This is a genomic window from Tsukamurella paurometabola DSM 20162 (genome assembly GCF_000092225.1).
In the GTDB taxonomy this organism is placed as follows: Bacteria; Actinomycetota; Actinomycetes; order Mycobacteriales; family Mycobacteriaceae; genus Tsukamurella; species Tsukamurella paurometabola.
The window spans coordinates 3,961,779-3,985,650 of the sequence record NC_014158.1; the positions used below are offsets into that span (position 1 = coordinate 3,961,779).

Here is a 23,872-nt window from a genome sequence, read left to right on the forward strand (position 1 = left end):
CAGTGGACCTCGATTTCGACGATGCCACGGTCGCGTTCCGGGACGAGGTGCGTAGCTGGCTCACCACGAACGTCCCAGCCGAACCGCTGCCGTCCTTCGACACCGCCGAGGGATTCGCCGCACACCGCAGGTGGGAGGGCAAGCTCGCCGACGCCGGCCTCGCCGCGGTCTCGTGGCCAGCGGAGTTCGGTGGCCGGGACGCCACCCTGCTGCAGTGGGTGCTGTTCGAAGAGGAGTACTACGCCGCGGGCGCACCGCTACGGGTGAACCAGAACGGCCTTTTCATGTTGGCGCCCACACTCTTCAGCCACGGCACCGACGAGCAACGGGCACGCATTCTTCCCGCCATGGCTCGTTCCGAGCGAGTGTGGGCACAGGCGTGGTCGGAACCCGAGGCCGGCAGCGATATCGCGGCCCTGCGGTCGACCGCGAGCCGCGTCGAGGGCGGCTGGAGGCTCTCGGGCCAGAAGACCTGGAGTTCGCGGGCCGCCTTCGCAGACAGCGCCTTCGGCCTGTTCCGCAGTGATCCCGGCTCGGAGCGCCACCGCGGGCTGACCTACCTGATGTTCGACCTGCACGCCCCCGGGGTCACCGTTCGTCCGATACCCCAACTCGACGGAGAACCCGGCTTCGCCGAGATCTTCCTGGACGAGGTGTTCGTACCCGATGCCGACGTGATCGGCGAGCCCGGCCAGGGCTGGCGGGTGGCGATGACCACTGCGAACAACGAGCGCGGCCTGTCGTTGCGGAGCCCGGGACGGTTCCTCTCCGCAGCGGACGCTCTGGTTGGCCTGTGGGACCGGGAGGACGGTGCGGCCGGCACCACGGCGGACCGGGTCGTCGACGCCTGGATCGGCGCGCGGGCCTACCAGCTCTACACCTTCGGCACCGTCACCCGGCTGCAGGAAGGCGGCGAGCTCGGCCCCGAATCGAGCGTGAACAAGCTGTTCTGGAGCCATCTCGACGTGGGTATGCACGAGACCGCACTGGATCTGCTCGGCCCGCGCGGCGAACTCGTCGGACCCGACGCACCCGACGGCGGCCGGTGGCCGGCGGGATACCTGTTCTCACTGGCCGGTCCCATCTACGGTGGCACCGATCAGATCCAGCGCAACACCATCGCCGAACGTCTGCTCGGCCTACCTCGGGGAGCCCGATGAGATTCGCACCATCGCAGGAGAATCTCGCCTTCGCCGCTTCGCTGCACGACCTGCTGTCGGGTGCGAGCACCACTGCTGCAGCGCGCGCCTGGGCGGCCGGGGACCACAGCCCCGGGCGCACGATCTGGTCCGCGCTCGCCGATCTCGGCGTCACCGGATTGGCGATCGATGAGGGCTACGACGGAGTCGGTGGCGACCCCGCTGATCTGGCGATCGCCCTCGAAGCGCTCGGCTACCACGGTGTTCCGGGTCCGGTGGTCGAGTCGATCGCCGTGCTTCCCGCACTGCTGACGGGTGAGCAGGCCGCCCGCCACCTGCCCGCGCTCGCCGGCGGCGCCATCGGTACCGTCGCCATCGCGCCACGCGCTGCGCACCTCCTCGACGCGGATGCCTCGGATCTCCGGTTCACCGTGGCCGCAGACGGCCGAGTCGCGGAATCGGTTGCTCCCGAAGGCGCCCACCAACGATCGATCGATCCCACTCGTCGGCTGTTCGTGACCTCGGAACCGGGCGCGGGGTCGCCCGGCGATCGGGATCGGGCACTGCTGCTCGGTACGTTCGGCGTGGCGGCGCAGACGCTAGGCGCGGGACGGCGGCTGCTCGACGAGGCGGTCGGGTACGCCAAGACTCGCGCGCAGTACGGCCACCTGATCGGCGAGTACCAGGCGATCAAGCATCTCCTGGCCGATGTGGCGACTCGGCTGGAGTTGGCGGCGCCGCTCGTCCGGGGTGCCGCAGTCGCGCTCTCTCACAGCGGCTCTCCCGGAGTGGGTATGGATGCGGCGCGCGATGTCTCGGCGGCACGTGTCGCCTCGGCGGATGCCGCGAACCTGGCTGCGCGCACGGCGTTGCAGGTGCACGGCGCCATCGGTTACACCGCCGAGCACGACCTGGGCATCTGGCTCACCAAGGTCCGGGCGCTGCGATCGGCGTGGGGAACGCAATCCGAACATCGCGCAGTGGTACTGAATGCGGTGCGGGCACGGGCCGGTGCGCGATGACCTCAGAGCTCGAAGACCTGGCCGCCGCGGTACGGAGCGTCCTGGACCGCCGGTGGTCCGACGCCGCACTACGCACCGCGATCGACACGCCCGCGGGCTACGACACCGGCCTGTGGTCGGTGCTGAGCGACCAGGTGGGCGTGGCGGCGCTCGCCGTGCCCGAGGCGGCCGGCGGGATGGGAGCCGGCGTCCGAGCCCTCCAGAGCGTGGCCGAAGAACTCGGGCGGCGGCTGGTCCCATCGCCGTTCCTCGGCTCGGCGGTTCTCGCTACCTCGGTGCTGAACGGGACCGGCGCGTGCGATCTACTCGGTGACCTGGCATCCGGCACGCGTACGGCAACGGTCGCCTTCGCTGGGCGCGCCTTCACCGACCGCCCTCTGATCATGTCCGGTGGGCGTGTTTCGGGTACCGCCTGTTTCGTGCTCGATGGCGACACCGCGGATGACCTCCTCCTCGCGGCGCGAGACGGTGGCCGGCTCGTCCTGCTACGCGCCGACCGCGGCGTGGCACACCGCCGGCACACGCCGACCTTGGACCCGACTCGGCGGCTCGCCGAGGTCACCGTCGACCGCGCGAGCGGTACCGTGCTGCTCGACGATGCGGAGGCAGCACTCGCGCACGCGCTCGACGTGACCTGCGCCGTCCTCGCCGCCGAGCAGGTGGGTGCCGCCGAGCACGCGCTGCGGTCCACCGTGGAGTACACGAGGTCGCGCGTGCAGTTCGGCCGTGCGATCGGCTCGTTCCAAGCGCTCAAACACCGAATGGCGGACATGTTCGTGCTGGTCGAGGCCGCGCGCTCGGCGGCGTACGCGGCGGGCGAGTCTCTCGACCGCGCGGATCCGGATGCACCGCAGGCGGTCGCGACCGCGAAAGCGTATTGCTCCGAGGCATTCCAGGCGGTGGCAGCGGAGATGATTCAGCTGCACGGAGGCATCGGAATCACGTGGGAGCACGACGCGCACCTCTACTTCAAACGCGCGCACGGCAGTGCCCACCTGTTCGGCGATCCTGCGTCCTTCCTGGCACTACGCCCGCTGACCCACTCGTGAAACGAGTTCTTGTCTCCACACCGCAACGCGAGTAATTTCGTTAGCGAAGTACCCTACGAGCGGAGGAATCCATGACGGACAGCGTGCGCACCGAAGGCGATACCTGGGACATCACCACCAGCGTCGGGTTCACCGCCCTCCTCGTGGCCGCGGCACGGGCCGTCGAGGCCGATCGGGCAGACGCGCTCGCCCGAGACCCGTACGCGCGGATCTTCATCGAGGCCGCGGGCGATCCGCGTACGCAGGCGATGCTGAACTCCGCCGAGGGTGCCGACGGTCCCCTGAGCGCCAGCCGCCACCTCGGCATCCGGACCAAGTTCTTCGATGACTTCGTGACCGACGCCGTCGCCGCCGGCATCCGCCAGGTGGTCATCCTCGCGTCAGGACTCGACACCCGCGGCTACCGGCTTGATCTCCCCACCGACACCGTGGTCTACGAGCTCGACCAGCCCGAGGTACTGGCCTTCAAGACGGAGACCCTCGCCGCGCACGGCGCGACTGCGGCCGCCGGCCTGCACACCGTGGGGATCGACCTGCGCGAGAACTGGCCGGCCGCGCTGGTGGGTACCGGATTTGATGCGACTGCACCGTCTGCCTGGCTGGCCGAAGGACTGCTCCCCTACCTTCCCGCCGATGCGCAGGCCCTGCTGTTCGAGCGGATCGTCGAACTCGCCGCACCCGGTAGCCGGGCAGCCGTGGAGGGCCAGACCGGCGCATTCGACCTCGACGGCTTCCGCGCGCTCCAGCAGAAGTACGCAACGCCCGATAACCCGCTCGGTGACTTCGACGTCACCTCGCTGTTCCTCGCCGACGCCGAACGTGAGGATCCGGCGGACTACCTGGCCGGCCAAGGCTGGACGGTGCGGCGCGAGGGCGGCCCCGTGGAGCTCAGCGAGCGGTACGGCGTGGGAGGCGCGGTTCTGCCCGACGACGCGGCGCGGCTGTCCGGCGTCATCGAGTACTTCACCGCGGAGCTACCTCGCAGCTGAACGGCAGGCAGGCCACAGCCACGGCCTCGGCCACGGTGCGTGGAACGGGATCCCGCTACATCCAGTCGTCACCGACGGGCCAGGTGAGAAAGGCATCGAGAGACAGGGCTCGCGGAATGGCCTGCCCGGGATCGGTGACGGTCTGCGTGTACCGACCGCGGTAGAACAGCAGGGGGCGGCCGGGATTCGGCGGGCTCAGTTCCTGAACCCGGCCGATCACGATGTGGTGATCGCCCCCCTCGTGCACCGCTTCCACCGTGCAGTCGATCCAGCTCAGTGCATCATCGAGCAGGGGCGATCCACCCCGCGATGGGGTCCATCGCACCTGGCCGAACTTGTCCGGATGACGCGACCCGAACACCGAGCTGACCGTCTGCTGATGCTCGGACAGCACGTTCACCGCGAACCGGCCGGTGCGCTCGATCGTGCGCCAGGCGCCGGAGGTCTTCATCGGGCAGAACAGCACCAGCGGCGGATCGAGTGACAGCGCCGAGAAGGACTGGCAGGCGAAGCCCACGGGTCCTTCGTCGTCCGCGGCGGTGATCACCGTGACGCCGGTGCAGAAGTGCCCCATCGCGGGGCGATAGTCGATGGGCTCGATCGGTCCCACCATCTCTGCGGCGGTCATCACTGCCCCTTGAATCCGACGGAGAAGTCGTGACCCCAGAGGCTGACCGCGGTCGACTCCCGCGCGATCCAGTCGTCGTTCTCGACTTCCAGCCCCTCGCAGCCGAACTCGATGTCGAAGCCGCCCGGCGTCTTCATGTAGAAGGACAACATCTTGTCGTTGATGTGCCGGCCTAGCGTGGCGGACATCCTGACCTTCTTACGGTTCGCGCGGTCGAGGGCGAGGCCGACGTCGTCGGAGTTCTCCACCTCGACCATGAGATGCACGATCCCCGTGGGGTTCGGCAGCGGGAGGAAGGCCAGCGCGTGGTGACGCGGGTTGCAGCCGTAGAAGCGCAGCCACGCCGGATCCCCCTCGGCGGGGCGGCCCACCATCTGCGGGGGCAGGCGCATCGAGTCGCGGAGCCGGAATCCGAGCACGCCCTGGTAGAACTGCTGCGCCGCGGCGTCGTCCGTACAGGTGAGCACGACGTGCCCGAGCCCCTGCTCGCCGGTGACGAAACGGTGGCCGTAGGGGCTGACGAACCGTCGGCCGAGGTACTGCGCGCCGTGGAAGGCCTCGAGCGTGTTACCCGAGGGGTCCTGGAATCGGATCAGGCCCTCGACGCGGCGTTCGGCCTTCTCGTCCTTGGTGCCCTCCTCGAAAGCGACGCCCGCAGCGCTGAGGGTGTCGCGGAGCTCCTGCAGCCCGAGGGCGTCGGTGACCTCCCAGCCGGAGGCCAGGAGCCGGTCCCTGTCCCCGGGCACGATCACCAGGCGGGCAGCGAAATCGTCCATCCGTAAGTAGAGGGAATCGGGGTCGTTGCCCGTGCCCTCCATCATCCCGAGAACTTTGAGCCCGTACTCGCGCCAGGCCGCCATATCGGTGGCCTCGATGCGCATGTACCCGAGCGCCTTGATCGCCATGTCCGTGCTTCTCCTTGTCAGCCGGCCAGGAAATCGGCCGTGAGCCGGTTGAACTCGTCGAACTTCTCGAGCTGAGCCCAGTGGCCGCACTGTCCGAAGACGTGCAACTGGGCGCGCGGAATCTGCTTGAGCGCAAGCAGCGCACCGTCGAGCGGGTTGACCCTGTCTTCCCGGCCCCAGATCATGAGCACGGGCTGGCGCAGCTTGTAGGCATCACGCCAGAGCATGCCCTTCTCGTAATCCGCGGAGGCGAACGACTTCCCCATGGCCGTGAAGGCGGCGATCGCTTCAGGATCGAGCGCGAGATCGAACCGCTCCTCGATGAGCTCGGGGGTGATCATCTTCTGGTCGAACACCATGATCCGCAGGAAGTCTTCGAGCCGCTCCTTGCTCGGTGCGGCGTAGAACCTCTGCAGCGTCCGCAAGCCCTCGGTGGGATCGGGGGCGAAGGTGTTCACGCTGAGCCCGCCGGGTCCCATGAGCACAAGCCGCCCCGCGCGCTCCGGAAAGTCCAGCGCGAACCGCACGGCCGTACCGCCGCCGAGCGAATTGCCCACCAGGTGCACACGTTCGGTGATGCCGAGCGCGTCGAGGAGTCCGGCGAGCGCCGTGGCGCTGTGCACGAAGTACTGCGGATGCTCGGTCGGCTTATCGGACCGGCCGAAACCCGGCTGATCGACCGCGAGCACGTGAAACCGCTGCGCCAGCACCGGAATGTTGCGCCCGAAGTTGCTCCACGACGACACGCCAGGACCGCTTCCGTGCAGCAGCACCACGGTGCCGCTGTCGCGGTTCTCCTCGCCGGCCTCGTGGTAGTGCAGCGTGAGACCGGCTGCGGTGGTGGCGAACTTGCCCTCCTTGAGGACATCGACCTCGGTCTCGGGCACCGTCAGACCATCCCATCCATCACCGGCTCGCCGAACTCGCCGGTGCCGAACATCTTGTACGCCCGCTCCGGATCGTTCGCCGCGTGGACCCGCCCGGCATGCGCATCGCGCCAGAACCGCTGAATCGGGGTGCCTTCCGCGAGCGCGCGACCTCCGGAGTTCTCGAACATCCGGTCCACGGCGAAGATCGCGCGTTCGGTGCCGCGCACCTGGTCTCGGCGCACCTTCAGGCGCAGGTTGAACGGGATCTTCTCGCCCGCCTTCACTAACGCGTACTCGGCCGCGATGTTGCTGGTGAGCTGGAGCCAGGCGGCGTCGATCTCGCTGCCCGCCTCGGCGACCCGGACCTTGGCGAACGGATCCTCCTTGGCGTTCTCACCGGCATAGGCGGCGCGCACCCGACCGCGCTGATGCTCGACGTGCGCGTCGTACGCACCCTGCGCCATGCCGATGATCGGCGCGGTGATCGTGGACGGATGCACCGATCCGAACGGCAGCTTGTACAGCGGGCTGGTGTTGACCTCCTGGCCGGGGCCCTTGCACTTGCTGACCAGTTGGAAGCTCAACGCGCGATGCGCAGGCACGAAGACGTCCTCGACCACGATGTCGTTGCTGCCGGTGCCCCGCAGGCCGACGGTGCGCCACACGTCGTTCACGCGGTAGTCGCTGATCGGTACGAGGTAGGTAAGGAAGTCGACCGGCTTGCCGTCCTGGAAGGCCGGACCACCGAGCAGTGCCCAGGTGGCGTGATCGCAGCCGGAGGAGAAGCTCCACTTCCCGGAGAGCCGGTAGCCGCCCTCGACGATCTCCGATTTGCCCATCGGCGCATACGACGACGAGACCAGCGTGTCCTGGTCTTCGCCCCACACCTCCTGCTGGGCACGGTCGTCGAACAGGGCGATGTTCCACGGGTGGATCCCGAGGATGGATGCCACCCAGCCGGTGGAACCGCATGCGCTCGCGAGCATCTTCACCGCGGTGTAGAACTCGACCGGATCGGCTTCGAGACCGCCGTAGCGCACCGGCTGAAGCAGCCGGAAGAAGCCGCTCTTCTGCAGCGCCTTGATGGATTCGGCGGGAACGCGACGCGCGTCCTCCGTCTCCTGCGCGCGATCCCGGAGCGTGGGGAGCAACTCCGCCACCTCGGCCAGCACGGCGCTGACGCTCTGTTCGCTCATGTTTCCTCGCTCTCTGCGATATTCGGACGGGCATCGCGCCGGCCGGTGGAACCGATACTAGAACACGTTCTTATTTTCTGGACCGAAACGCTACATCACCGCCGCCGATCGGCCTATCTTGCTGGTAACTCCCGTGGCCACCGCACCGTCGGATCTGGCACACGAACTTGTTTCACCCGGTTTCGACTACCGCCCCTAGGAGCCCCGATGAGCACTCGCCGACGCCCGATCGCCGCCGAATCCGTGACCGACTGGAACCTGGAAGCCGATGTGGTGATCGCCGGATACGGCATCGCCGGGGTCTGCGCCGCGATCGAGGCCGCACGGGCAGGGGCCGATGTCCTCGTTCTCGAGCGGGCCGGCGGTTGGGGCGGAGCGGCCGCCGCCTCGGGTGGCTGGATCTACTTGGGCGGCGGCACCGCGTTGCAACGCTCGCTGGGCTTCGACGACAGCGCGGAGAATATGGAGACCTTCATGACAGCGGCGCTCGGGCCCGGCGTCGACACCGCCAAGATCCACGACTACGCCCACGGCAGCATCGACCACTACGACTGGCTGGTTGACTGCGGCGTGGTCTTCAAAGAGGAGTTCTGGGGCGAGCCCGGCTGGGAGGTCCCGCACGACGAAGGCCTCGGGTACTCCGGCGGCGAGAATTCCGCACCGTTCAACACGATCGCCGCTCCTGCGCCCCGCGGGCATGTGCCGCAGATGGCGGACAAGCAGACCGGCGTCCGCGGCGCCGGATACATGTTGATGAAACCACTGGTGGACACCGCGGAAGACCTCGGTGTGCGCGCCGAGTACGACGTGCGAGCGCACACGCTGGTCAGCGACGCCGCGGGGCGAGTGTGCGGGCTCGCCGCCCGGCGGTTCGGCGAGGATCTCACCATTCGGGCCCGACGGGGCGTCGTGCTCGCGACCGGGAGCTTCGCCTACAACGCGGAGATGGTCGCGACCTATGCACCACGGCTGATCGGGCGGCCCGCCGCGGCGGTCGAGGAACACGACGGTGCGGGAATCCTCATGGCACAGGCCGCGGGCGCCGGGGTGGCGCACATGGACGCGACCGAGGTGGCATTCTTCGGCGATCCGCAGATGATGGCGCGCGGAATCCTGATCAACGGGCGCGGCCAGCGGTTCATCGCGGAGGACACGTACGGCGGCCGGATCGGGCAGGCGGCACTGATCCAGCAGGACAACACGGTTTTCCTGGTGATGGACATGCAGTCGCACGAGGAGGCGTTGGCGACCGAGACGTCCACCCCGTATTTCCGGCAGCCACCTACCTGGGCGGCGGAGACGGTCGACGAACTGGAATCCGATATGGGCCTGCCCGCCGGCACTCTCGCAGGCACCGTCGCCACCTACAACCGGTATGCCGCGGCCGGTACCGACCCGCTGCTGCACAAGAAGAAGCAGTGGGTGCGCCCGCTCACCGGGCCCGTGGCCGCGTGGGACATGCGTGGATTCACCGCCGGATTCACCCTCGGCGGGTTGCACACCGATGTCGAATCGCGGGTGCTGCACGTGGACGGCGAGCCGATTCCCGGGTTGTTCGCCGCGGGCAGGTGCACCTCCGGGGTGTGTGCGGGCGGCTATGCCAGCGGCACGAGCCTCGGTGACGGAAGTTTCTTCGGCCGACGCGCAGGCATCTCCGCCGCAACCTAAGGCCCCGTGACTTTGCACCTGCGCCGGCAGGACACCGGCATCAGGGACGCTTTCGGCTCCGGCCGCATTCCTGACGGATCCGCACGGGTGTACGGAAGTAGCCTTTACCGAATGTCCGGTGTTCCCTTGCTGATTCGAGGATTCGCGCACCTGCGACGAAAGTCATTTCAGCGCTGAGAGGATGGCGCTATGAACGCGACATCAGCGCACATGTCCGCCGCCCGCCGCGGAGGCTGGGGCGCATGACCCACCGCCTCGACACGTCCGGCAGGGGAGCGGGACCTCTGCGCGGATACTCCGGACGATTCCTCGCGATCGCGGCCGCCGCAGCGATCTGTGCGACCGCCGTCGCAGTGGCGCTCAGTCTGGGCCCGCGCGGCGACACGGCCCCCGCACCGGCGGCGTCGCCGTCATCGCGCCCGGCGACGCCCATCGCATCGAGCGCCACCGCCCCACCGGCGACATCGACGACGGTGCCCGGCGCTGCGCCGGCCCCGACCCGACCCGTCATCGCTCCCACGGCGACCACCACCGAGGCGCAGGCGACCGTGGCTCCTCCGCGAACGACAGCACCGCGCTCGGCGCCGTGCACGCCCCGGCAGAAGTGGGTCTTCCGCCCCAGCACCGGCACCTACGAGCGGATGACTCTGCCCTGCTGAGCCGACCTCGGCGAACAGGTTCGACCATCTCTAGATACTGAAACGTGTTCTAGTCTATGCTGCAAACAGAGCTAGAACGTGCTGCACATTGCCGCAGCTCAGGCCGGAGAACCTGTTACATCGACGAGGAGAGCCGATGACGGCGGAAGCCACCGAATACGACGTGATCGTGGTGGGAAGCGGTGCCGCGGGCATGGCTGCGGCGCTCAAGGCCGCGGACAGCGGACTCAGCGCGCTGATCGTGGAGAAGGCCCCGCATTACGGCGGCTCGACGGCCCGCTCCGGCGGCGGCGTCTGGATCCCCGGCAACGAGGCGCTGGCCAAGGCGGGCGTCAAGGACAGCCCCGAGGAGGCCCGCACGTACCTGCACTCGATCATCGGCGACGTGGTTCCGGCCGAGCGGATCGACACCTACATCGATCGCGGCCCCGAGGTGATCTCGATGCTGCACCGGATGAGCCCACTCGAGCTCACCTGGGTACCCGGCTACTCCGACTACTACCCCGAGGCACCGGGCGGCCGTGCACACGGTCGTTCCTGCGAACCCAAGCCCTTCGATGGGAACCAACTCGGCGACGAGTTGAAGAACCTGGAGCCGGACTACACCAAGGCGCCGATGAACCTGGTGGTCACGCAGGCCGACTTCAAATGGCTCAACCTGATCATGCGCCACCCCAAGGGGATCGTCCGCGCACTACGGGTGGGCGGGCGGTTCTACGCCGCCAAAGCTCGCGGCAAGCATCTGCTCGGTCGCGGGCAGGCCTTGGTCGCCGCACTGCGGGTGGGCCTCCAGCGCGCGAACGTCCCACTGTGGCTGAACACCTCGCTCGTCGGGCTCACCGAGGACGACGGCCGGATCACCGGCGTCGTCGTCGAGCGCGACGGGAAGCAGGTGCCGCTCACCGCCCGCCGCGGCGTGATCTTGGCCGCCGGCGGTTTCGAGGCCAGCGAAGAGATGCGCGCGCAGTACCAGCGCCAACCGATCGGCACCGAGTGGACCAACGGCGTCCCCGCCAACACCGGCGACGCGATTCGTGCGGGTCAGGCGGTCGGCGGAGCGCTGGAGTTCATGGACGATGCCTGGTGGGGTCCGTCGATCCTGCTTCCCAAGATGGCCTGGTTCGCCCTGTCCGAGCGGTCGCTCCCCGGCAGCCTGATGGTCAACACCGACGGTGAGCGATTCGTCAACGAATCCGCCCCGTATGTCGAAGCCGTGCACTCGATGTACGGCGGCCCGTACGGCCAGGGTGAGGGACCCGGCGAGAACGTGCCCTGCTGGCTCGTTTTCGACCAGCGCTACCGCAACCGCTACCTGTTCGCCGGGCAGCCCCCGCGACAGCCCCTGCCCAGGCGCTGGTTCGAATCGGGCTGCATGGTGCGCGCGCAGACCCTCGCCGAACTCGCCGACAAGATGGGCGTGCCCGCGGACACGCTGGCCAGCACGGTGGAGCGGTTCAACGGATTCGCCCGCGTCGGGCGCGATGAGGACTTCGGCCGCGGCGTCAGTGCCTACGACCACTATTACGGCGATCCGCGGAACAAGCCGAATCCCAGTCTCGCCGAATTGTCCACCGGGCCGTTCTACGCTGCCCGTATGGTTCCCGGCGATCTCGGCACCAAGGGCGGGCTGCGAACGGACGTGGCCGGCCGGGTGCAACGCGAAGACGGCTCCGTGATCAAGGGGCTCTACGCCGCCGGCAACACCAGTTCCCCGGTCATGGGGCACACCTACGCCGGCCCCGGCGCCACCATCGGCCCCGCGATGGTGTTCGCCTACCTCGCCGTGGAGGACATGGCAGCCTCGTCGTCCTCCCCGTCAGCCACCGCACGTGCGGAAGAGGAGATCTCATGAGCGCCAACGCCGAATCCGCCGCCCGCCTCATCGATAGCGGCACCGCACCCACTCGGTACGCCCGCGGCTGGCATTGCCTCGGCCTGCTCAAGGACTTCGCCGACGGCAAGCCCCACTCGGTCGAGGCCTTCGGCACCAAGCTCGTGGTGTTCGCCGGCGAGGACGGCAAAGTCAACGTACTCGACGGCTACTGCCGCCACATGGGCGGCGACCTCACCCAGGGCACCGTCAAGGGCAACGAGATCGCCTGCCCCTTCCACGACTGGCGCTGGGGCGGCGACGGCAAGTGCAAGGCCATCCCGTACGCCAAGCGCGTACCGCTGCGGGCCCGGACCCGCACCTGGCCCACCATGATCGAGAACGACCAACTCTTCATCTGGCACGACGTGGAGAACTCCAAGCCGCCTGCGGAACTGGACATCCCCAAGATCGACGGCGACGTCGACGGGCCCGAGTGGTCCAACTGGGTATGGAACGAGATCATCATCGAGGGCAGCAACTGCCGCGAGATCGTCGACAACGTGGTCGACATGCCGCACTTCTTCTACATCCACTACGGCCTGCCCACGTACTTCAAGAACGTCTTCGACGGGCACATCGCCTCGCAGTACCTGGACACCAAGGGCCGCAACGACGTCACCGATATCGGGCTCTCCGGCGGCGACGACGTGCTGCTCAAATCCGAGGCGCACTACTTCGGGCCGTCGTACATGATCAACTACCTGCACAACGACTACAAGGGCTTCCAGATCGAGAACATCCTGATCAACTGCCACTACCCGATCGATCAGCACTCGTTCAAGTTGATGTACGGGGTGAAGGTCAAGAAGCTGCCCGGCTTCGACGACGAGAAGTCCGACTACCTGGCCGGCAAGTTCGCCAAGAACGTGGGCCTGGGCTTCCTGCAGGACGTGGAGATCTGGAAGAACAAGACCCGCATCGACAATCCGTTGTTGTGCGAGGAGGACGGGCCCGTCTACCAGCTGCGACGCTGGTACGAGCAGTTCTACGTGGACGCCGACCAGGTCACCGAGGATATGACCCAGCGCTTCGAGTTCGAGATCGACACCACCCACGCCGTCGAGGCGTGGGAGGCCGAGGTCGCGGACAACATCGCTCGCCAGGAATCCGAGAAGGCCTCGGCGAATGCGGCTTCCGATCAGACGGCAGAGGCCTGATCGCCATGTCTCCCACGGTGACGATGTTCGGCGAACCGGTCACGGATCCGGCCACGGTGGCCGATCGACAGGGCTTCCTCACCGACGGCTTCACCCCGCTGAACTGCGGCACCTGCGGTGTGGCAGTGCAGGTGCGCAAGAACAGTCGCGAACAGACCTCCATCCAGTGGTGCGGCTCCGCCCGGGACTGCGCGGTATTCGCCTCCGACGGTGCCGGATCCGCCCTGCATGCCACCTGTCCGCGCCTGATGGAATCGATCACCCGCGCGGCGAAGCTGGGCGCGGTCCCGATTCCGACGCCGCTCCCATCCTCGGAATCCGTTCCCGCCGACTCTGTCCCGTCGGAAGTCGATTAGGAGAGTTGCAGAAGTGAGCATCCACCGACTGCTCGTCGCCAAGGTGGTCGCGGAGACGCACGACGCGCACTCGATCGAGTTCGAGGTGCCCGCCGAGCTGGCGGACCGGTTCACCTACAAGCCCGGCCAGTTCCTCACTGTCCGAGTACCGAGCGAGCAGACCGGGTCGGTAGCCCGGTGCTATTCGCTGTGCAGCGCACCGCACGACGGTGGCCCGTTGCGGGTAGCGGTCAAGCGCACCGCCGACGGTTACGCGTCGAACTGGTTGTGCGATAACGCGACCCCCGGCATGGAGCTGGACGTGCTGGTGCCGGCGGGAATCTTCACGCCGAAGTCCGTCGACACCGCCATGCTGCTTTTCGCCGGCGGCAGCGGTATCACGCCGATCCTGTCGATCCTGTGTAGCGTCCTGGAGACCGGTACCGGCTCGGTGGCCATGATCTACGCCAACCGCGATGCGCAATCGGTGATCTTCGCCTCCGCCCTGGCCGAACTCACCCGGAAGTATCCCGACCGGCTGGTCGTGGTGCACTGGCTCGAATCGGTGCAGGGCCTGCCCAGCGCAGCGAACCTGGCGGCGCTCGCCGCGCCCTACGCCTCGCGCGAGGTGTTCGTGTGCGGCCCCGGGCCCTTCATGGACGCGGTCTCCGAGGCGATGACCTCACTCGGCAAGGGGCGCCGCGAGGTGCACATCGAGAAGTTCCGCTCGCTGCCCCGCAACCCCTTCGAGGTCGAACCGTCGAAGGAGGAGGCCGAGGAGAGAGCCGCACTCGCCGAGGCCGAGGATCTGCCCGCTGAGGACACACCCTCGCCCGCCGACGACGGGGGCACCGTGACCATCGAGCTAGACGGGAAGACCACCGAATTGGCCTGGCCCGCAGAGAAGAAGCTGCTCGACGTGATGCTCAATGCCGGCCTCGACGCTCCATACTCGTGCCGCGAAGGCGCGTGTAGCGCGTGCGCCTGCCGGATCGTCGAGGGCGAGGTGGAGCTCGCGCACAACGAGGTACTCGATCAGGACGACCTCGACGACGGTCTCATCCTGGCGTGCCAATCCCTGCGTCGCACGCAGTCCGTCCACATCACGTACGAGTAGGAGACCCATGCCCATCGATCCGTCCGTCGCGATCGGCGCCGACCTCGGTACCGCCGAGTTCTCATGGAACACCTCCGACGTCCTGCTCTACCAGCTTGCCCTCGGCGCGGGTGCCGACCCGCTCTCCGCCCGCGAACTGCGGTACGCCACCGAGAAGGACACCGTGGTGCTGCCCAGTTTCGCGACCGTCGCACAGAACTTCCACGCCACCGAGCCACCGAAGGTCTCGTTTCCCGGTATCGAGATCGATCTCGCGAAGGTGGTGCACGGCAGCCAGTCCGTCACGGCGCACCGACCGCTGCCCACCAGCGGGCGTGCCACGGCGCGCACCCGGATCATCGATGTGCACGACAAGGGCAAGGCCGCGGTGATCTGGCAGGAGACCGAGGTGGTCGACGAGGCCGGCGAGCCGCTGTGGACCTCCCGATCATCGATATTCGCCCGCGGCGAGGGCGGATTCGGCGGCGATCGCGGGCCGTCCGAGAAGATCGAGCTGCCCGATCGAGCCGCCGATGCGATCGTGGACGTGCCCACGATCGGCCAGCAGGCCCTGATCTACCGGCTATGCGGCGACCGGAATCCGCTGCACTCCGATCCCGCATTCGCGAAGGCCGCCGGCTTCGACGCCCCGATCCTGCACGGTCTGTGCACGTACGGGATCGTCGCGAAGGCCGTGACCGACGCCGTGCTCGACGGCGACGCCGCGAAGGTGGGATCGTGGTCGGCGAAGTTCGCCGGCATCATGCTGCCGGGCGAGACCCTACGCGTGCGGATCTGGCGCGCCGACGACCGACACCTGGTGACCGCGGAATCGGTGGAACGCGGTGCACCGGTGCTCTCCGACGCGGTCTTCACCGCCCGCTAGGGCCCGCTCACGCCGGGCGGGCGGTGGCCATCGCGCGGTCTACCTCCCAGAACGCGCGGAGGGCCACGATCTTCCCGGCATCATCGACCTTGTACGTGAACACCCCTTCGGCATCGATGATGTGCCCACCGATCGACGTGCGGATGAGGCCGGTGAAGGCGACCTCGTTGCCGCACGCGAACCCGTCGCCGAACCGGAACTCCAAACTTTCGGCGACGCCGATCGTCTTGTCGTAGAACGCCGCTATCTCCTCGCGCCCGTGGTGCCCCTTGCCCTCCGGATCGAAGCCGGAGGGGCCGACGGGATCCTCGACTACACCGTCCTCGGCGAACAGGTCGAGCCAGGCCTCCTTGTCGTGACCACTGGCCGCGGCCTGGGAGGCGCGGCCGGCGCGGACGGCGGGATGGTCTTCGTTCATCGAAGGTCTCCTAGAACTTGCTGATCACGGAATCGGCGTAGCGGCGCAGGTTGTCGATCTTCGGCTGCAACGGCTCCGTATCGGGGCCCAGCTGATAGGGCAAGCGGAAGCCGACGATCACGTCGGTCACGCCTTTGTCCTCCAGCCGTTTGACGCCGTCGACGGAGTAGGCATCCAGCGAGATCACATGGATCTCGAACTCCCTCTTGTCATGTTCGGCGCGCAACTCGTCGATCCGGGCCAGCATGCGGTCGAGCTCCTCCCCGTCGCCACCCGCGTGCATCCAGCCGTCGCACAGCCGCACCGCCCGTCGCAGGGCCGCGTCGGCATGCCCGCCCACCAGGATCGGCAGCGGCTCCGACGGAACCGGCGAGATCTTGATCGACGGGATGTCATAGAACTCCCCGTGGTACTCGAAGTACTCCCCGGTCGAGAGGCCGCGCACGATCTCGATGCACTCATCCATCCGCTTACCGCGGCGCTCGAACGGGACCCCCATGATCTCGAAATCCTCGGGCCACGGACTGATCCCCACCCCGAGCGAAAACCTGTTGCCACTGATAGCGGCGAGCGAGGCCGCCTGTTTCGCGACCAGCACCGGTGGACGGATAGGCAGTTTGAGCACGAACGGCGTGAATCGAAGGGTGGTGGTCGACGCGGCGAGCGTGGCCGCGAGTACGAAGGTCTCGACGAACTCCTTGCCGTCGAGGAACTCCCGGCTGCCGTCCGGCGTGTACGGATACTTCGAGTCCGAGACCTCGGGGTAGGCCACGCTGTCGGCCACGCACATGCTGTGATAGCCCGCTTCCTCCGCGGCCTGCGCCAACGGCACGTAGAAGGCCGGATCGGTCATCGCCTCCGCGTAGGTGAATCGCATCGTCGGTCCCGTCTCTCGATTCGCTTGCGGGCGCTACGCCCACCTTGCTAAAAATAGAACACGTTTCACTGATTTTCAGCCGTATGAACCAGGAGTGTGCGTGGACTTCCACCCGGACGAGAACCAGGCGGCCGTCGCCGGCCTGGCGGCGGACGTGCTCACGCGTTCCACGGAGCAGGGCGACTGGCGCGCCACCTGGACCGACCTCGCGCGCGCCGACCTGCTGGGCCTGCACGCACCCGAATCCGTCGGAGGCGCCGGTCTCGGCGCCGAAGAGATGACGGCAGTGCTCACCGAGGCGGGCCGACTGCACTGCACAGCACCACTGCTCCCGGCCCTAGCGCTCGGCATCGCACCGGTCGCCGCGCACGGCACCACGGAGCAACAGCAGCGACTGCTGCCCGCGGCCCTGAGCGGCGAACAGCTCATCGTGGGCGCCCTCAACGAGGCGGGGGCCGCCCTGCCCCGCCACCCCCGCACCCGGGCCGAGCGCACCGCCGACGGCTGGTCGCTCACCGGACGCAAGGTGGCGGTGGGGTACGCGCAGCACGCCGCACACCTGCTGGTGAGCGCGAGTACCGATGCCGGCGCCGCGATCTTCGTCGTGGACTCCGGGGCTCCCGGTCTCACCGTGCTGCCCAGCCCGTCGTCATCCGCGGCGCCGGAGGCCACCGTGGTTCTCGATGCCGTCGAGCTCCCGCCGGACGCGGTGCTCGGGTCCGGTGTCGACGGCACCGTCGCCCGATCGGTGCGCGAGTACGGCCTGGTGGGTGCCGCAGCGCTCGCCGACGGTGCGCTGGCCGGCGCGCTCGCGCTCACCGTCGACCACCTGCGCAAGCGAGAGCAGTTCGGGCGCCCGCTGGCCGCGTTCCAGGCCGTCGCACAGCAGATCGCCGATGTGTACATCGCTTCCCGCACACTGCACCTGGCCGCGACCAGCGCCGCGTGGCGCGTGGGCACCGGTTCGGCCGCCGACGAGGCCACGGCCCTGGCCGCGTACTGGCTCGCAGCGGAGGCACCGTCGGCGGCACGGACGTGCCATCACCTGCACGGCGGCATCGGCGTGGACGCCACCTACCCGCTGCACCGATTCTCCTCGGCGCTCAAGGATCTGGTGCGGTTCGTGGGGGGTGCCACCGCCACCTTGCGCGATCTCACGATCGCCGACCACGACGATGCCGTCGGCACCGCCGGAGAGGGCCGCTTCATCGCGCTCACGCACGAGCAGCGAGCCCTGCAGGCCGAGCTGCGCGACTACTTCTCCACCCTGATGAGTTCGGACGAGCGCACCGCGATGCTGGTGCAGCGGCACGGCGAGGTGTTCCGGAACGTGGTGCGCCGCATGGGCCTCGATGGGCGGCTGGGTGTGGGCTGGCCCACCGAGTACGGCGGGCGCGGTTTCGGCCCGATCGAGCAGTATCTCTTCGTCAACGAGGCCACCCGCGCCGACGTCCAGCTGCCCTCGGTCACACTGCAGACCGTGGGCCCCACCCTGCAAGCCTTCGGCACCGAAGAACAGAAGGCGAAGTTCCTCCCCAAAATCCTCTCGGGCGAAGTACATTTCGCGATCGGCTACACCGAGCCGGAGGCGGGCACCGATCTCGCGTCGCTGCGCACGACGGCGGTCCGCGACGGCGACCACTACGTGGTGAACGGCCAGAAGATCTTCACCACCGGCGGCCACGACGCCGACTACGTGTGGCTCGCTGTGCGCACGGACCCGGATGCACCCAAGCACAAGGGCATCTCGATCCTCATCCTGGACACCTCCGATCCGGGGTACACCTGGACCCCGATCATCACCGCCGATGGCGCGCATCACGTGAACGCCACCTACTACAACGACGTCCGCGTCCCCGCCGAAATGCTGGTGGGGGTCGAGAACGAGGGCTGGAAGCTGATCACCACCCAGCTCAATCACGAGCGGGTGATGCTCGGACCATCGGGCCGGATCGGGTCGTTGTACGACCGCGTGGCCGACTGGGCCACCGAACACGGCGTCGACACCGACCCCGATGTGGCCGCCGCGCTCGCGCAGGTGCGTGCCGCCGAGCTCGTCAACGAGCTGCTGAACTGGCAGGTGGCCGCCGCCGAGGCCGGTGGCCCCGTGGATGTGGCGGACGCCTCCGCCACCAAGGTATTCGGCTCCGACCGCATTCAGGCCCTCACCGCACTACTCGAGGATGTGGTCGGCACGCACGGCGATCCCGGGGAGGCGGCCACCGGCGAGTTGCTGCACTGGCTCGACGTGCAGGCGAAACGGAATCTGGTGCTCACCTTCGGCGGTGGCGTCAACGAGATCCAGCGCGAGCTCATCGCCCTCATGGGACTGCAACTTCCGCGGGTGCCGCGATGAGCACCACGGAGCAGGTTCTTGCTGCCGCAGAAAGGATCCGGGCGCTCGGCGAATCGGCGCCGCGCCCCGGCCGCGATCCCGTGAACCAACCGATGATCAATAACTGGACCGAGGCCATCGGCGATACCAATCCGCTGTATTCGGACCCGGAGTTCGCCATGCGCTCGCGGTTCGGCGGCTCCGTGGCCCCGCCTGCGATGGCACAGGTGTGGTCGATGAACGGCCTGCACGGCACCCGCGCGGACGACGATCCTCTCGGCCTCATGACCGCCGCGCTGGACGACGCGGGATACACCTCCGTGGTGGCCACCAACTCGAACCAGACCTACCACCGGCACCTGCGGCTGGGGGAGGAGGTGACCGCATCGTCGCGGCTCGAGGACGTGGTGGGCCCCAAGCAGACCGCGCTCGGCGAAGGCTGGTTCTTCACCACCCGCACGCTGTGGCGCGTGGGCGATGAGGTGGTGGCCGAGATGGTGTTCCGGCTGCTCAAGTTCCGGCCCCCCTCCGCCGAGCCGCCCGAGATTCCCGCATCGGGTCCCAGCGGCCGGATCGTCGACGCTTCCGGCTACGCCGGCGGTGTACTGCGCCCGGTGATCTCCCGCGATACCGCCTTCTACTGGGAGGGTGCGAAGCTCGGCGAACTCAGGATCCAACGCTGGGGCACGACGCTGCGCCACCCGCCGGGCCCCATGGACCCGGGCGGCGATCTCGCCGCGACCCCGGACTATGCGGTCTCCCCCGGTACCGGCACCGTGTTCAGCTTCGTGGTGCATCACCACCCGAAGGTGCCCGGCAAGCGCCTGCCCTTCGTGGTGGCGCTCGTGGAACTCGACGAGGGCGTGCGCGTGCTCGGCGAGCTGATCGACGTGGACCCCGCCGCCGTCCGCATCGGCCTGCCCGTGAAGGCTGTCTTCCTCAAAGTCGACGACGATCTGACCCTGCCCGCCTGGGAGGTGGCATGAGCTATCCGCAGACCCTGCGCCTGTGCGAGGTGACGGTGGGAACCGCGCTCCCCCCGTTGACGATCGACGCCTCCCCCACGTTCGTGACGAGCACGGCCATCGCGACCCGCGACTTCCAGGACGTGCATCACGACCGGGACGCCGCGCACGCGCGCGGCAGCAAGGACATCTTCGTGAACATCCTCACCGACAACGGGCTGGTCCAGCGGTACATGACCGATTGGGCGGGCCCGGAGGCGTTCGTGTGCGCTATCGACATCCGGCTCGGCGTGCCCTGCTACGCCTACGACACGCTCACCTTCTCCGGCACCGTCACCGAGATCGACGGCGATCGAGTGATCGTAGCCGTGACCGCGAAAGACAGTCTGGGCGACCACATCACCGGCACGGCCACCGTGGTGCTGCCGGGATGAGCGCGCTGAGCGGTAAGGCCGCGATCGCCGGTATCGGCGCCACCGAGTTCTCCAAGGACTCCGGCCGCAGCGAACTGCGCCTCGCCGTCGAGTGCGTCCGTGCGGCGCTGGACGACGCCGGGCTCACGCCACAGGACGTCGACGGCCTGGTGACCTTCACCATGGACACCAACTCGGAGATCGCCGTGGCCCGCGAGCTGCGGATTCCCGAGCTGAAGTTCTTCAGCCGCATCAACTTCGGCGGCGGTGCCGCGGCGGCCACGGTGCAGCAGGCGGCCATGGCCGTGGCCACCGGCGTGGCCGATGTGGTGGTGGCCTACCGCGCCTTCAACGAGCGGTCCGGGCACCGGTTCGGGCAGGTCTCGAATGCCGCGGCGCAGCAGGTGAACACCAATGGCATCGACAACGCCTTCCACTACCCCGCCGGGATCGCGACGCCCGCAGCCACCGTGGCCATGGCAGCCCGGCGATACATGCATGACTACGGTGCCACCAGTGAGGATTTCGGCCGCGTCGCCGTGCTCGACCGCGCGCGGGCGGCCACCAACCCGAAGGCGTGGTTCCACGGCAAACCGATCACCTTGGACGATCATCAGGCGTCCAAGTACGTCGCCGAGCCCCTGCACCTGCTGGACTGCTGCCAGGAGTCGGACGGCGGTGTGGCGCTGGTGATCACCAGCGCCGAACGCGCCCGTGACCTGAAGCAGACGCCCGCTGTGATCGCTGCGGCGGCGCAGGGCAGCGGCCCCGATCAGTACGTGATGACCAGCTACTACCGCGACGCCCTCACCGGGCTGCCGGAGATGGGGGTCGTCGGTGGACAGCTCTGGTCGCAGTCGGGAATGACACCGACGGACATGGACCTCGCGGTGCTCTACGACCACTTCACTCCGTACGTGTTGATGCAGCTCGAAGAGCTCGGCTTCTGCGGGCGTGGCGAGGCAGCGTCGTTCCTCGCCTCCGGTGCTTGCGAGCTGGAAGGGCGACTACCGCTCAACCCGCACGGCGGGCAGCTGGGCGAGGCCTACATCCACGGCATGAACGGCATCGCCGAAGCGGTGCGCCAATTGCGCGGCACCGCGGCGAACCAGGTGCCGGGCGCGTCGCGAGCCGTGGTGACCGCGGGCACCGGAGTTCCGACCAGCGGATTGGTGCTGAGTAAGGTCTGATCCATGACTGAGGCCGAATCGGAAAGAGTGGACCTGCGGAGCGAGATTCCACGGGTCAAGCCGGCCACGCCGCCGGCGGCCTTCGGGGAGTTCGTGGAGAACATGCGGCGGCTGCAGGACCTGGCCGTGAGCGTCGACGCCCCCGACGACGTGTACGCGGCGGCGCGGGAGAAGACCGCCGAGCTGGTGGAGTTGCTCAGCCCGTTCGAGGCGCGCGAGGGTAAGGGGCCGGCGAACCGCTCCCTGGAACTGCCCGGCCGCGGCAGCCTGTTGATGCCGCCGTGGAAGGTGGAGAAGTTCGATCAGGAGCCCGTGGTCTCGCGCGGCGTGCTGCGGCGCTACCACCTGGGCGGCGGCGGGGTGGCGCACGGCGGGGTGCTCCCCCTGATCTTCGACGACAATTTCGGGATGGTGGTCTACGCCGCCAAACGCCCGATCAGCCGCACCGCGTACTTGCACGTGAACTATCGCAAGGTGACGCCGCTCAACGTGCCACTGGTGATCGAGGGCACGGTGGATCGCGTGGACGGTCGCAAGACCTTCATCACCGCCCGGCTCACCGAGGAGGACGGCACCCTGCTCGCCGACGGCGAGGGCCTGATGGTGCAGTTGCTCCCCGGTCAGCCCTGACCGGTTCGGTGGCTACTTGCCGCCGCCGAGCGCGGAATCGATGCCGCTGACGTCGGTGATCATCCAGTTCTGTTTGGTGTCGATGGTGACTGCGTAAGTCGCGACCGACGGAATACCCTGCGGCCGCTGCGTGCTCTTGGTGATCACGTTGACGAAGACATTGGCTTGGATCACGCCATCCTGGTTGGACTTCACCACCGAACCGAGCGGGGTGGCGGTGGATTGCCACTGCATCGGCACGAAGACCTGCTCCAGCTCCGTGGATGCCTGCTGCAGAGTAGTCGCGAGCCCCGGGGTGGTGTTGGCGCCCAAGGCGGTTCGCCACGGCTGGAGGTTCTGGTAATCGACGGTGGCGGCGCCGATCGCGTACTTGGTGGCGATGTCTTCCGCGCGCTTGTTCTGATCCGCAGTCGCCTGCATCGAGGAGAGCTGGGATTGCGCGTCGTTCCGGTCCGATACCGCGGACATCCAGAGGAAACCGAAGGCCGTGGCGGCGACGGCGAGCACGATGACGAGCGCGGCGAGCCCCAGTGCGAGCGGAGAGACGGTGACGCCCTTCGGCGTCTCGGATGCCGCCGGAGCGGGCTTTTTCGTCGCCGGCTTCACCGCGGTGGAAACAGGCTTCGTCTCCGCGTCGGATCGGTCAGCTCCGGCGATCTCGCCGGCTTCCGTTGCCTCGCCGGTCTCCGATGTGGCGGCCATTTCGAGTCCCCTTCCCCGCATGATCCCCGACATCAGCCCAGATCAGAGCCATCACGGATGCGGTTGCGTGGGCGAAACTGTAACACGTTCCAGTTGCGCCGCGGGTGGGGTTTCCGCAGAAAGACCGGATGCGAACCTACCCGGCGCGCGACTGCCGCGCAGCGGGATCGTCGAAGACGGCCGTGGACTGGGCGGCGACGATGCGCCAGGCACCGTCGTCCTTGGACAGCACGTAGAGGGGTGCGGAATCGGGTGCGCCGGGCAGCGGCGCACCGTCGGACCCGAGGGCTCGCACCCGCACGCTGACCGCAGCCACATCGGGACGGACGAACAGGATGCGCTCGACCCGATACTGCGCACCGCCCCGCTGCATCGAGCCGCGCACGGTGCGTGCGAGGAAGCCGTCGATGGCGGCTCGACCATGCAGACGACGGCCGTGCGCGGTGGTCCAAACCGCATCGTCGCGGAACAGCGTGCGCACGCGCGGAACACTGCCGATGCGCTGCGCCTCGAGCACCTCGGCCACGAACTCGATGATCGCGGCACGATCGGCGGGTGCGCCGTCGCCGAGGATCTCCGGGAATTCACGGTCGAATGCGTTGTCAGCCATGCCTCAAGGCTCGCGTATGAACCCCGGTTGAGGTCAAGGCTTCGATTCAGCGTGGTTGGATCACTCGCCGGTCGGTGCGGCGGTAGTACAGCTCGTTGACCAGCCGCAACATCAGCAGCACAGCCACGAGGATCAGCAGGAACGTCATGAGAGATGACGCTAGGACCACCCAGGACCGCAGAACAGGGTGCTTGACGGGTTCCTGACGACTCCTTGACGCCGCCTGCGAGAAACTGATATCACTTTAAATAAGTGATATCA

At 68.1% G+C, this 23,872-nt stretch carries 24 protein-coding genes and 1 pseudogene; 17 read left to right on the forward strand and 8 right to left on the reverse strand.

Going from position 1 to position 23,872, the window contains the following annotated elements; genetic code table 11:
• Positions 1–2 precede the first annotated feature (2 nt).
• The 4 genes from TPAU_RS19190 to TPAU_RS19205 all read left to right on the forward strand — a co-directional run bounded on the left by TPAU_RS19190 (position 3) and on the right by TPAU_RS19205 (position 4,199).
• The gene (locus tag TPAU_RS19190; RefSeq protein WP_013128409.1) at positions 3–1,160 is read left to right on the forward strand and encodes an acyl-CoA dehydrogenase family protein; all 1,158 of its coding nucleotides are present in this window, start codon (positions 3–5) and stop codon (positions 1,158–1,160) included.
• On the forward strand, positions 1,157–2,161 hold the full coding sequence (locus TPAU_RS19195) for an acyl-CoA dehydrogenase family protein (RefSeq protein ID WP_013128410.1): 1,005 nt from the start codon (positions 1,157–1,159) through the stop codon (positions 2,159–2,161). The genes TPAU_RS19190 and TPAU_RS19195 overlap by 4 nt, the downstream gene beginning before the upstream one ends.
• Positions 2,158–3,210 (forward strand): acyl-CoA dehydrogenase family protein, encoded by a 1,053-nt coding sequence (locus tag TPAU_RS19200; protein ID WP_013128411.1) that lies wholly within the window; start codon positions 2,158–2,160, stop codon positions 3,208–3,210. Before TPAU_RS19195 ends, TPAU_RS19200 begins: the two co-directional genes overlap by 4 nt.
• A gap of 71 nt (positions 3,211–3,281) precedes the next feature.
• Complete coding sequence (locus tag TPAU_RS19205) at positions 3,282–4,199, forward strand: SAM-dependent methyltransferase (RefSeq protein WP_013128412.1); 918 nt, start codon at positions 3,282–3,284, stop codon at positions 4,197–4,199.
• 55 nt (positions 4,200–4,254) lie between these two features.
• Here the strand turns inward: TPAU_RS19205 and hsaB are convergent, their stop codons facing one another.
• Genes hsaB through hsaA form a run of 4 tightly spaced genes read right to left on the reverse strand, consistent with a single transcriptional unit; the run spans position 4,255 to position 7,797 of the window.
• A complete protein-coding gene (hsaB, locus tag TPAU_RS19210) occupies positions 4,255–4,812 on the reverse strand; it encodes a 3-hydroxy-9,10-secoandrosta-1,3,5(10)-triene-9,17-dione monooxygenase reductase subunit (RefSeq protein ID WP_218022149.1) in 558 nt (185 codons plus the stop codon).
• Positions 4,813–4,826: 14 nt separating this feature from the next.
• A complete protein-coding gene (hsaC, locus tag TPAU_RS19215; RefSeq protein WP_013128414.1) occupies positions 4,827–5,732 on the reverse strand; it encodes an iron-dependent extradiol dioxygenase HsaC in 906 nt (301 codons plus the stop codon).
• A gap of 17 nt (positions 5,733–5,749) precedes the next feature.
• Positions 5,750–6,619, reverse strand: coding sequence for a 4,5:9,10-diseco-3-hydroxy-5,9,17-trioxoandrosta-1(10),2-diene-4-oate hydrolase (gene hsaD, locus TPAU_RS19220; RefSeq protein ID WP_013128415.1), 870 nt, complete (start codon positions 6,617–6,619; stop codon positions 5,750–5,752).
• 2 nt (positions 6,620–6,621) lie between these two features.
• Complete coding sequence (gene hsaA / locus TPAU_RS19225) at positions 6,622–7,797, reverse strand: 3-hydroxy-9,10-secoandrosta-1,3,5(10)-triene-9,17-dione monooxygenase oxygenase subunit (RefSeq protein WP_013128416.1); 1,176 nt, start codon at positions 7,795–7,797, stop codon at positions 6,622–6,624.
• A gap of 207 nt (positions 7,798–8,004) precedes the next feature.
• On the opposite strand from hsaA, the gene TPAU_RS19230 reads away from it, so the two are divergent.
• The 7 genes from TPAU_RS19230 (at position 8,005) to TPAU_RS19260 (ending at position 15,471) form a co-directional block, all read left to right on the forward strand.
• On the forward strand, positions 8,005–9,465 hold the full coding sequence (locus tag TPAU_RS19230) for an FAD-dependent oxidoreductase (RefSeq protein WP_013128417.1): 1,461 nt from the start codon (positions 8,005–8,007) through the stop codon (positions 9,463–9,465).
• 242 nt (positions 9,466–9,707) lie between these two features.
• Positions 9,708–10,124 (forward strand): hypothetical protein, encoded by a 417-nt coding sequence (locus TPAU_RS22990; protein WP_013128418.1) that lies wholly within the window; start codon positions 9,708–9,710, stop codon positions 10,122–10,124.
• Positions 10,125–10,260: 136 nt separating this feature from the next.
• On the forward strand, positions 10,261–11,976 hold the full coding sequence (gene kstD, locus TPAU_RS19240) for a 3-oxosteroid 1-dehydrogenase (protein WP_013128419.1): 1,716 nt from the start codon (positions 10,261–10,263) through the stop codon (positions 11,974–11,976).
• Positions 11,973–13,154: a 3-ketosteroid-9-alpha-monooxygenase, oxygenase component gene (locus tag TPAU_RS19245; protein ID WP_013128420.1), complete on the forward strand. Its 1,182-nt coding sequence runs from the start codon at positions 11,973–11,975 to the stop codon at positions 13,152–13,154. The genes kstD and TPAU_RS19245 overlap by 4 nt, the downstream gene beginning before the upstream one ends.
• Before the next feature lie 5 nt (positions 13,155–13,159).
• Positions 13,160–13,510, forward strand: a complete 351-nt coding sequence (locus TPAU_RS19250; RefSeq protein ID WP_013128421.1) for a hypothetical protein — start codon at positions 13,160–13,162, stop codon at positions 13,508–13,510.
• Between the two features lie 13 nt (positions 13,511–13,523).
• On the forward strand, positions 13,524–14,606 hold the full coding sequence (locus TPAU_RS19255; RefSeq protein WP_013128422.1) for a ferredoxin--NADP reductase: 1,083 nt from the start codon (positions 13,524–13,526) through the stop codon (positions 14,604–14,606).
• Between the two features lie 7 nt (positions 14,607–14,613).
• Positions 14,614–15,471, forward strand: a complete 858-nt coding sequence (locus tag TPAU_RS19260) for a MaoC/PaaZ C-terminal domain-containing protein (protein WP_013128423.1) — start codon at positions 14,614–14,616, stop codon at positions 15,469–15,471.
• Positions 15,472–15,478: 7 nt separating this feature from the next.
• Here TPAU_RS19260 and TPAU_RS19265 read toward each other — a convergent pair whose 3' ends face one another.
• Positions 15,479–15,889 (reverse strand): nuclear transport factor 2 family protein, encoded by a 411-nt coding sequence (locus TPAU_RS19265; protein ID WP_013128424.1) that lies wholly within the window; start codon positions 15,887–15,889, stop codon positions 15,479–15,481.
• A 10-nt stretch (positions 15,890–15,899) separates the two neighbouring features.
• Complete coding sequence (locus TPAU_RS19270; protein WP_013128425.1) at positions 15,900–16,766, reverse strand: TIGR03619 family F420-dependent LLM class oxidoreductase; 867 nt, start codon at positions 16,764–16,766, stop codon at positions 15,900–15,902.
• A 154-nt stretch (positions 16,767–16,920) separates the two neighbouring features.
• On the opposite strand from TPAU_RS19270, the pseudogene TPAU_RS23790 reads away from it, so the two are divergent.
• From TPAU_RS23790 to TPAU_RS19295, 6 genes and pseudogenes are all read left to right on the forward strand, one after another.
• Positions 16,921–17,907 (forward strand): annotated as a pseudogene (locus TPAU_RS23790) (acyl-CoA dehydrogenase family protein); the annotation flags it as partial.
• Positions 17,908–17,925: 18 nt separating this feature from the next.
• A complete protein-coding gene (locus TPAU_RS23795) occupies positions 17,926–19,122 on the forward strand; it encodes an acyl-CoA dehydrogenase family protein (RefSeq protein ID WP_342612283.1) in 1,197 nt (398 codons plus the stop codon).
• Positions 19,119–20,087, forward strand: a complete 969-nt coding sequence (locus TPAU_RS19280; protein ID WP_013128427.1) for a bifunctional MaoC family dehydratase N-terminal/OB-fold nucleic acid binding domain-containing protein — start codon at positions 19,119–19,121, stop codon at positions 20,085–20,087. Before TPAU_RS23795 ends, TPAU_RS19280 begins: the two co-directional genes overlap by 4 nt.
• Positions 20,084–20,500: a MaoC family dehydratase gene (locus TPAU_RS19285; protein ID WP_013128428.1), complete on the forward strand. Its 417-nt coding sequence runs from the start codon at positions 20,084–20,086 to the stop codon at positions 20,498–20,500. The genes TPAU_RS19280 and TPAU_RS19285 overlap by 4 nt, the downstream gene beginning before the upstream one ends.
• On the forward strand, positions 20,497–21,669 hold the full coding sequence (locus TPAU_RS19290; RefSeq protein WP_013128429.1) for a lipid-transfer protein: 1,173 nt from the start codon (positions 20,497–20,499) through the stop codon (positions 21,667–21,669). The genes TPAU_RS19285 and TPAU_RS19290 overlap by 4 nt, the downstream gene beginning before the upstream one ends.
• A 3-nt stretch (positions 21,670–21,672) precedes the next feature.
• Positions 21,673–22,299, forward strand: a complete 627-nt coding sequence (locus tag TPAU_RS19295; protein WP_013128430.1) for a PaaI family thioesterase — start codon at positions 21,673–21,675, stop codon at positions 22,297–22,299.
• Between the two features lie 12 nt (positions 22,300–22,311).
• On the opposite strand, the gene TPAU_RS19300 is transcribed toward TPAU_RS19295, so the two are convergent.
• Positions 22,312–23,001 (reverse strand): hypothetical protein, encoded by a 690-nt coding sequence (locus TPAU_RS19300; RefSeq protein ID WP_013128431.1) that lies wholly within the window; start codon positions 22,999–23,001, stop codon positions 22,312–22,314.
• A 136-nt stretch (positions 23,002–23,137) separates the two neighbouring features.
• Positions 23,138–23,611, reverse strand: a complete 474-nt coding sequence (locus TPAU_RS19305; protein WP_013128432.1) for an SgcJ/EcaC family oxidoreductase — start codon at positions 23,609–23,611, stop codon at positions 23,138–23,140.
• Positions 23,612–23,872 lie beyond the last annotated feature (261 nt).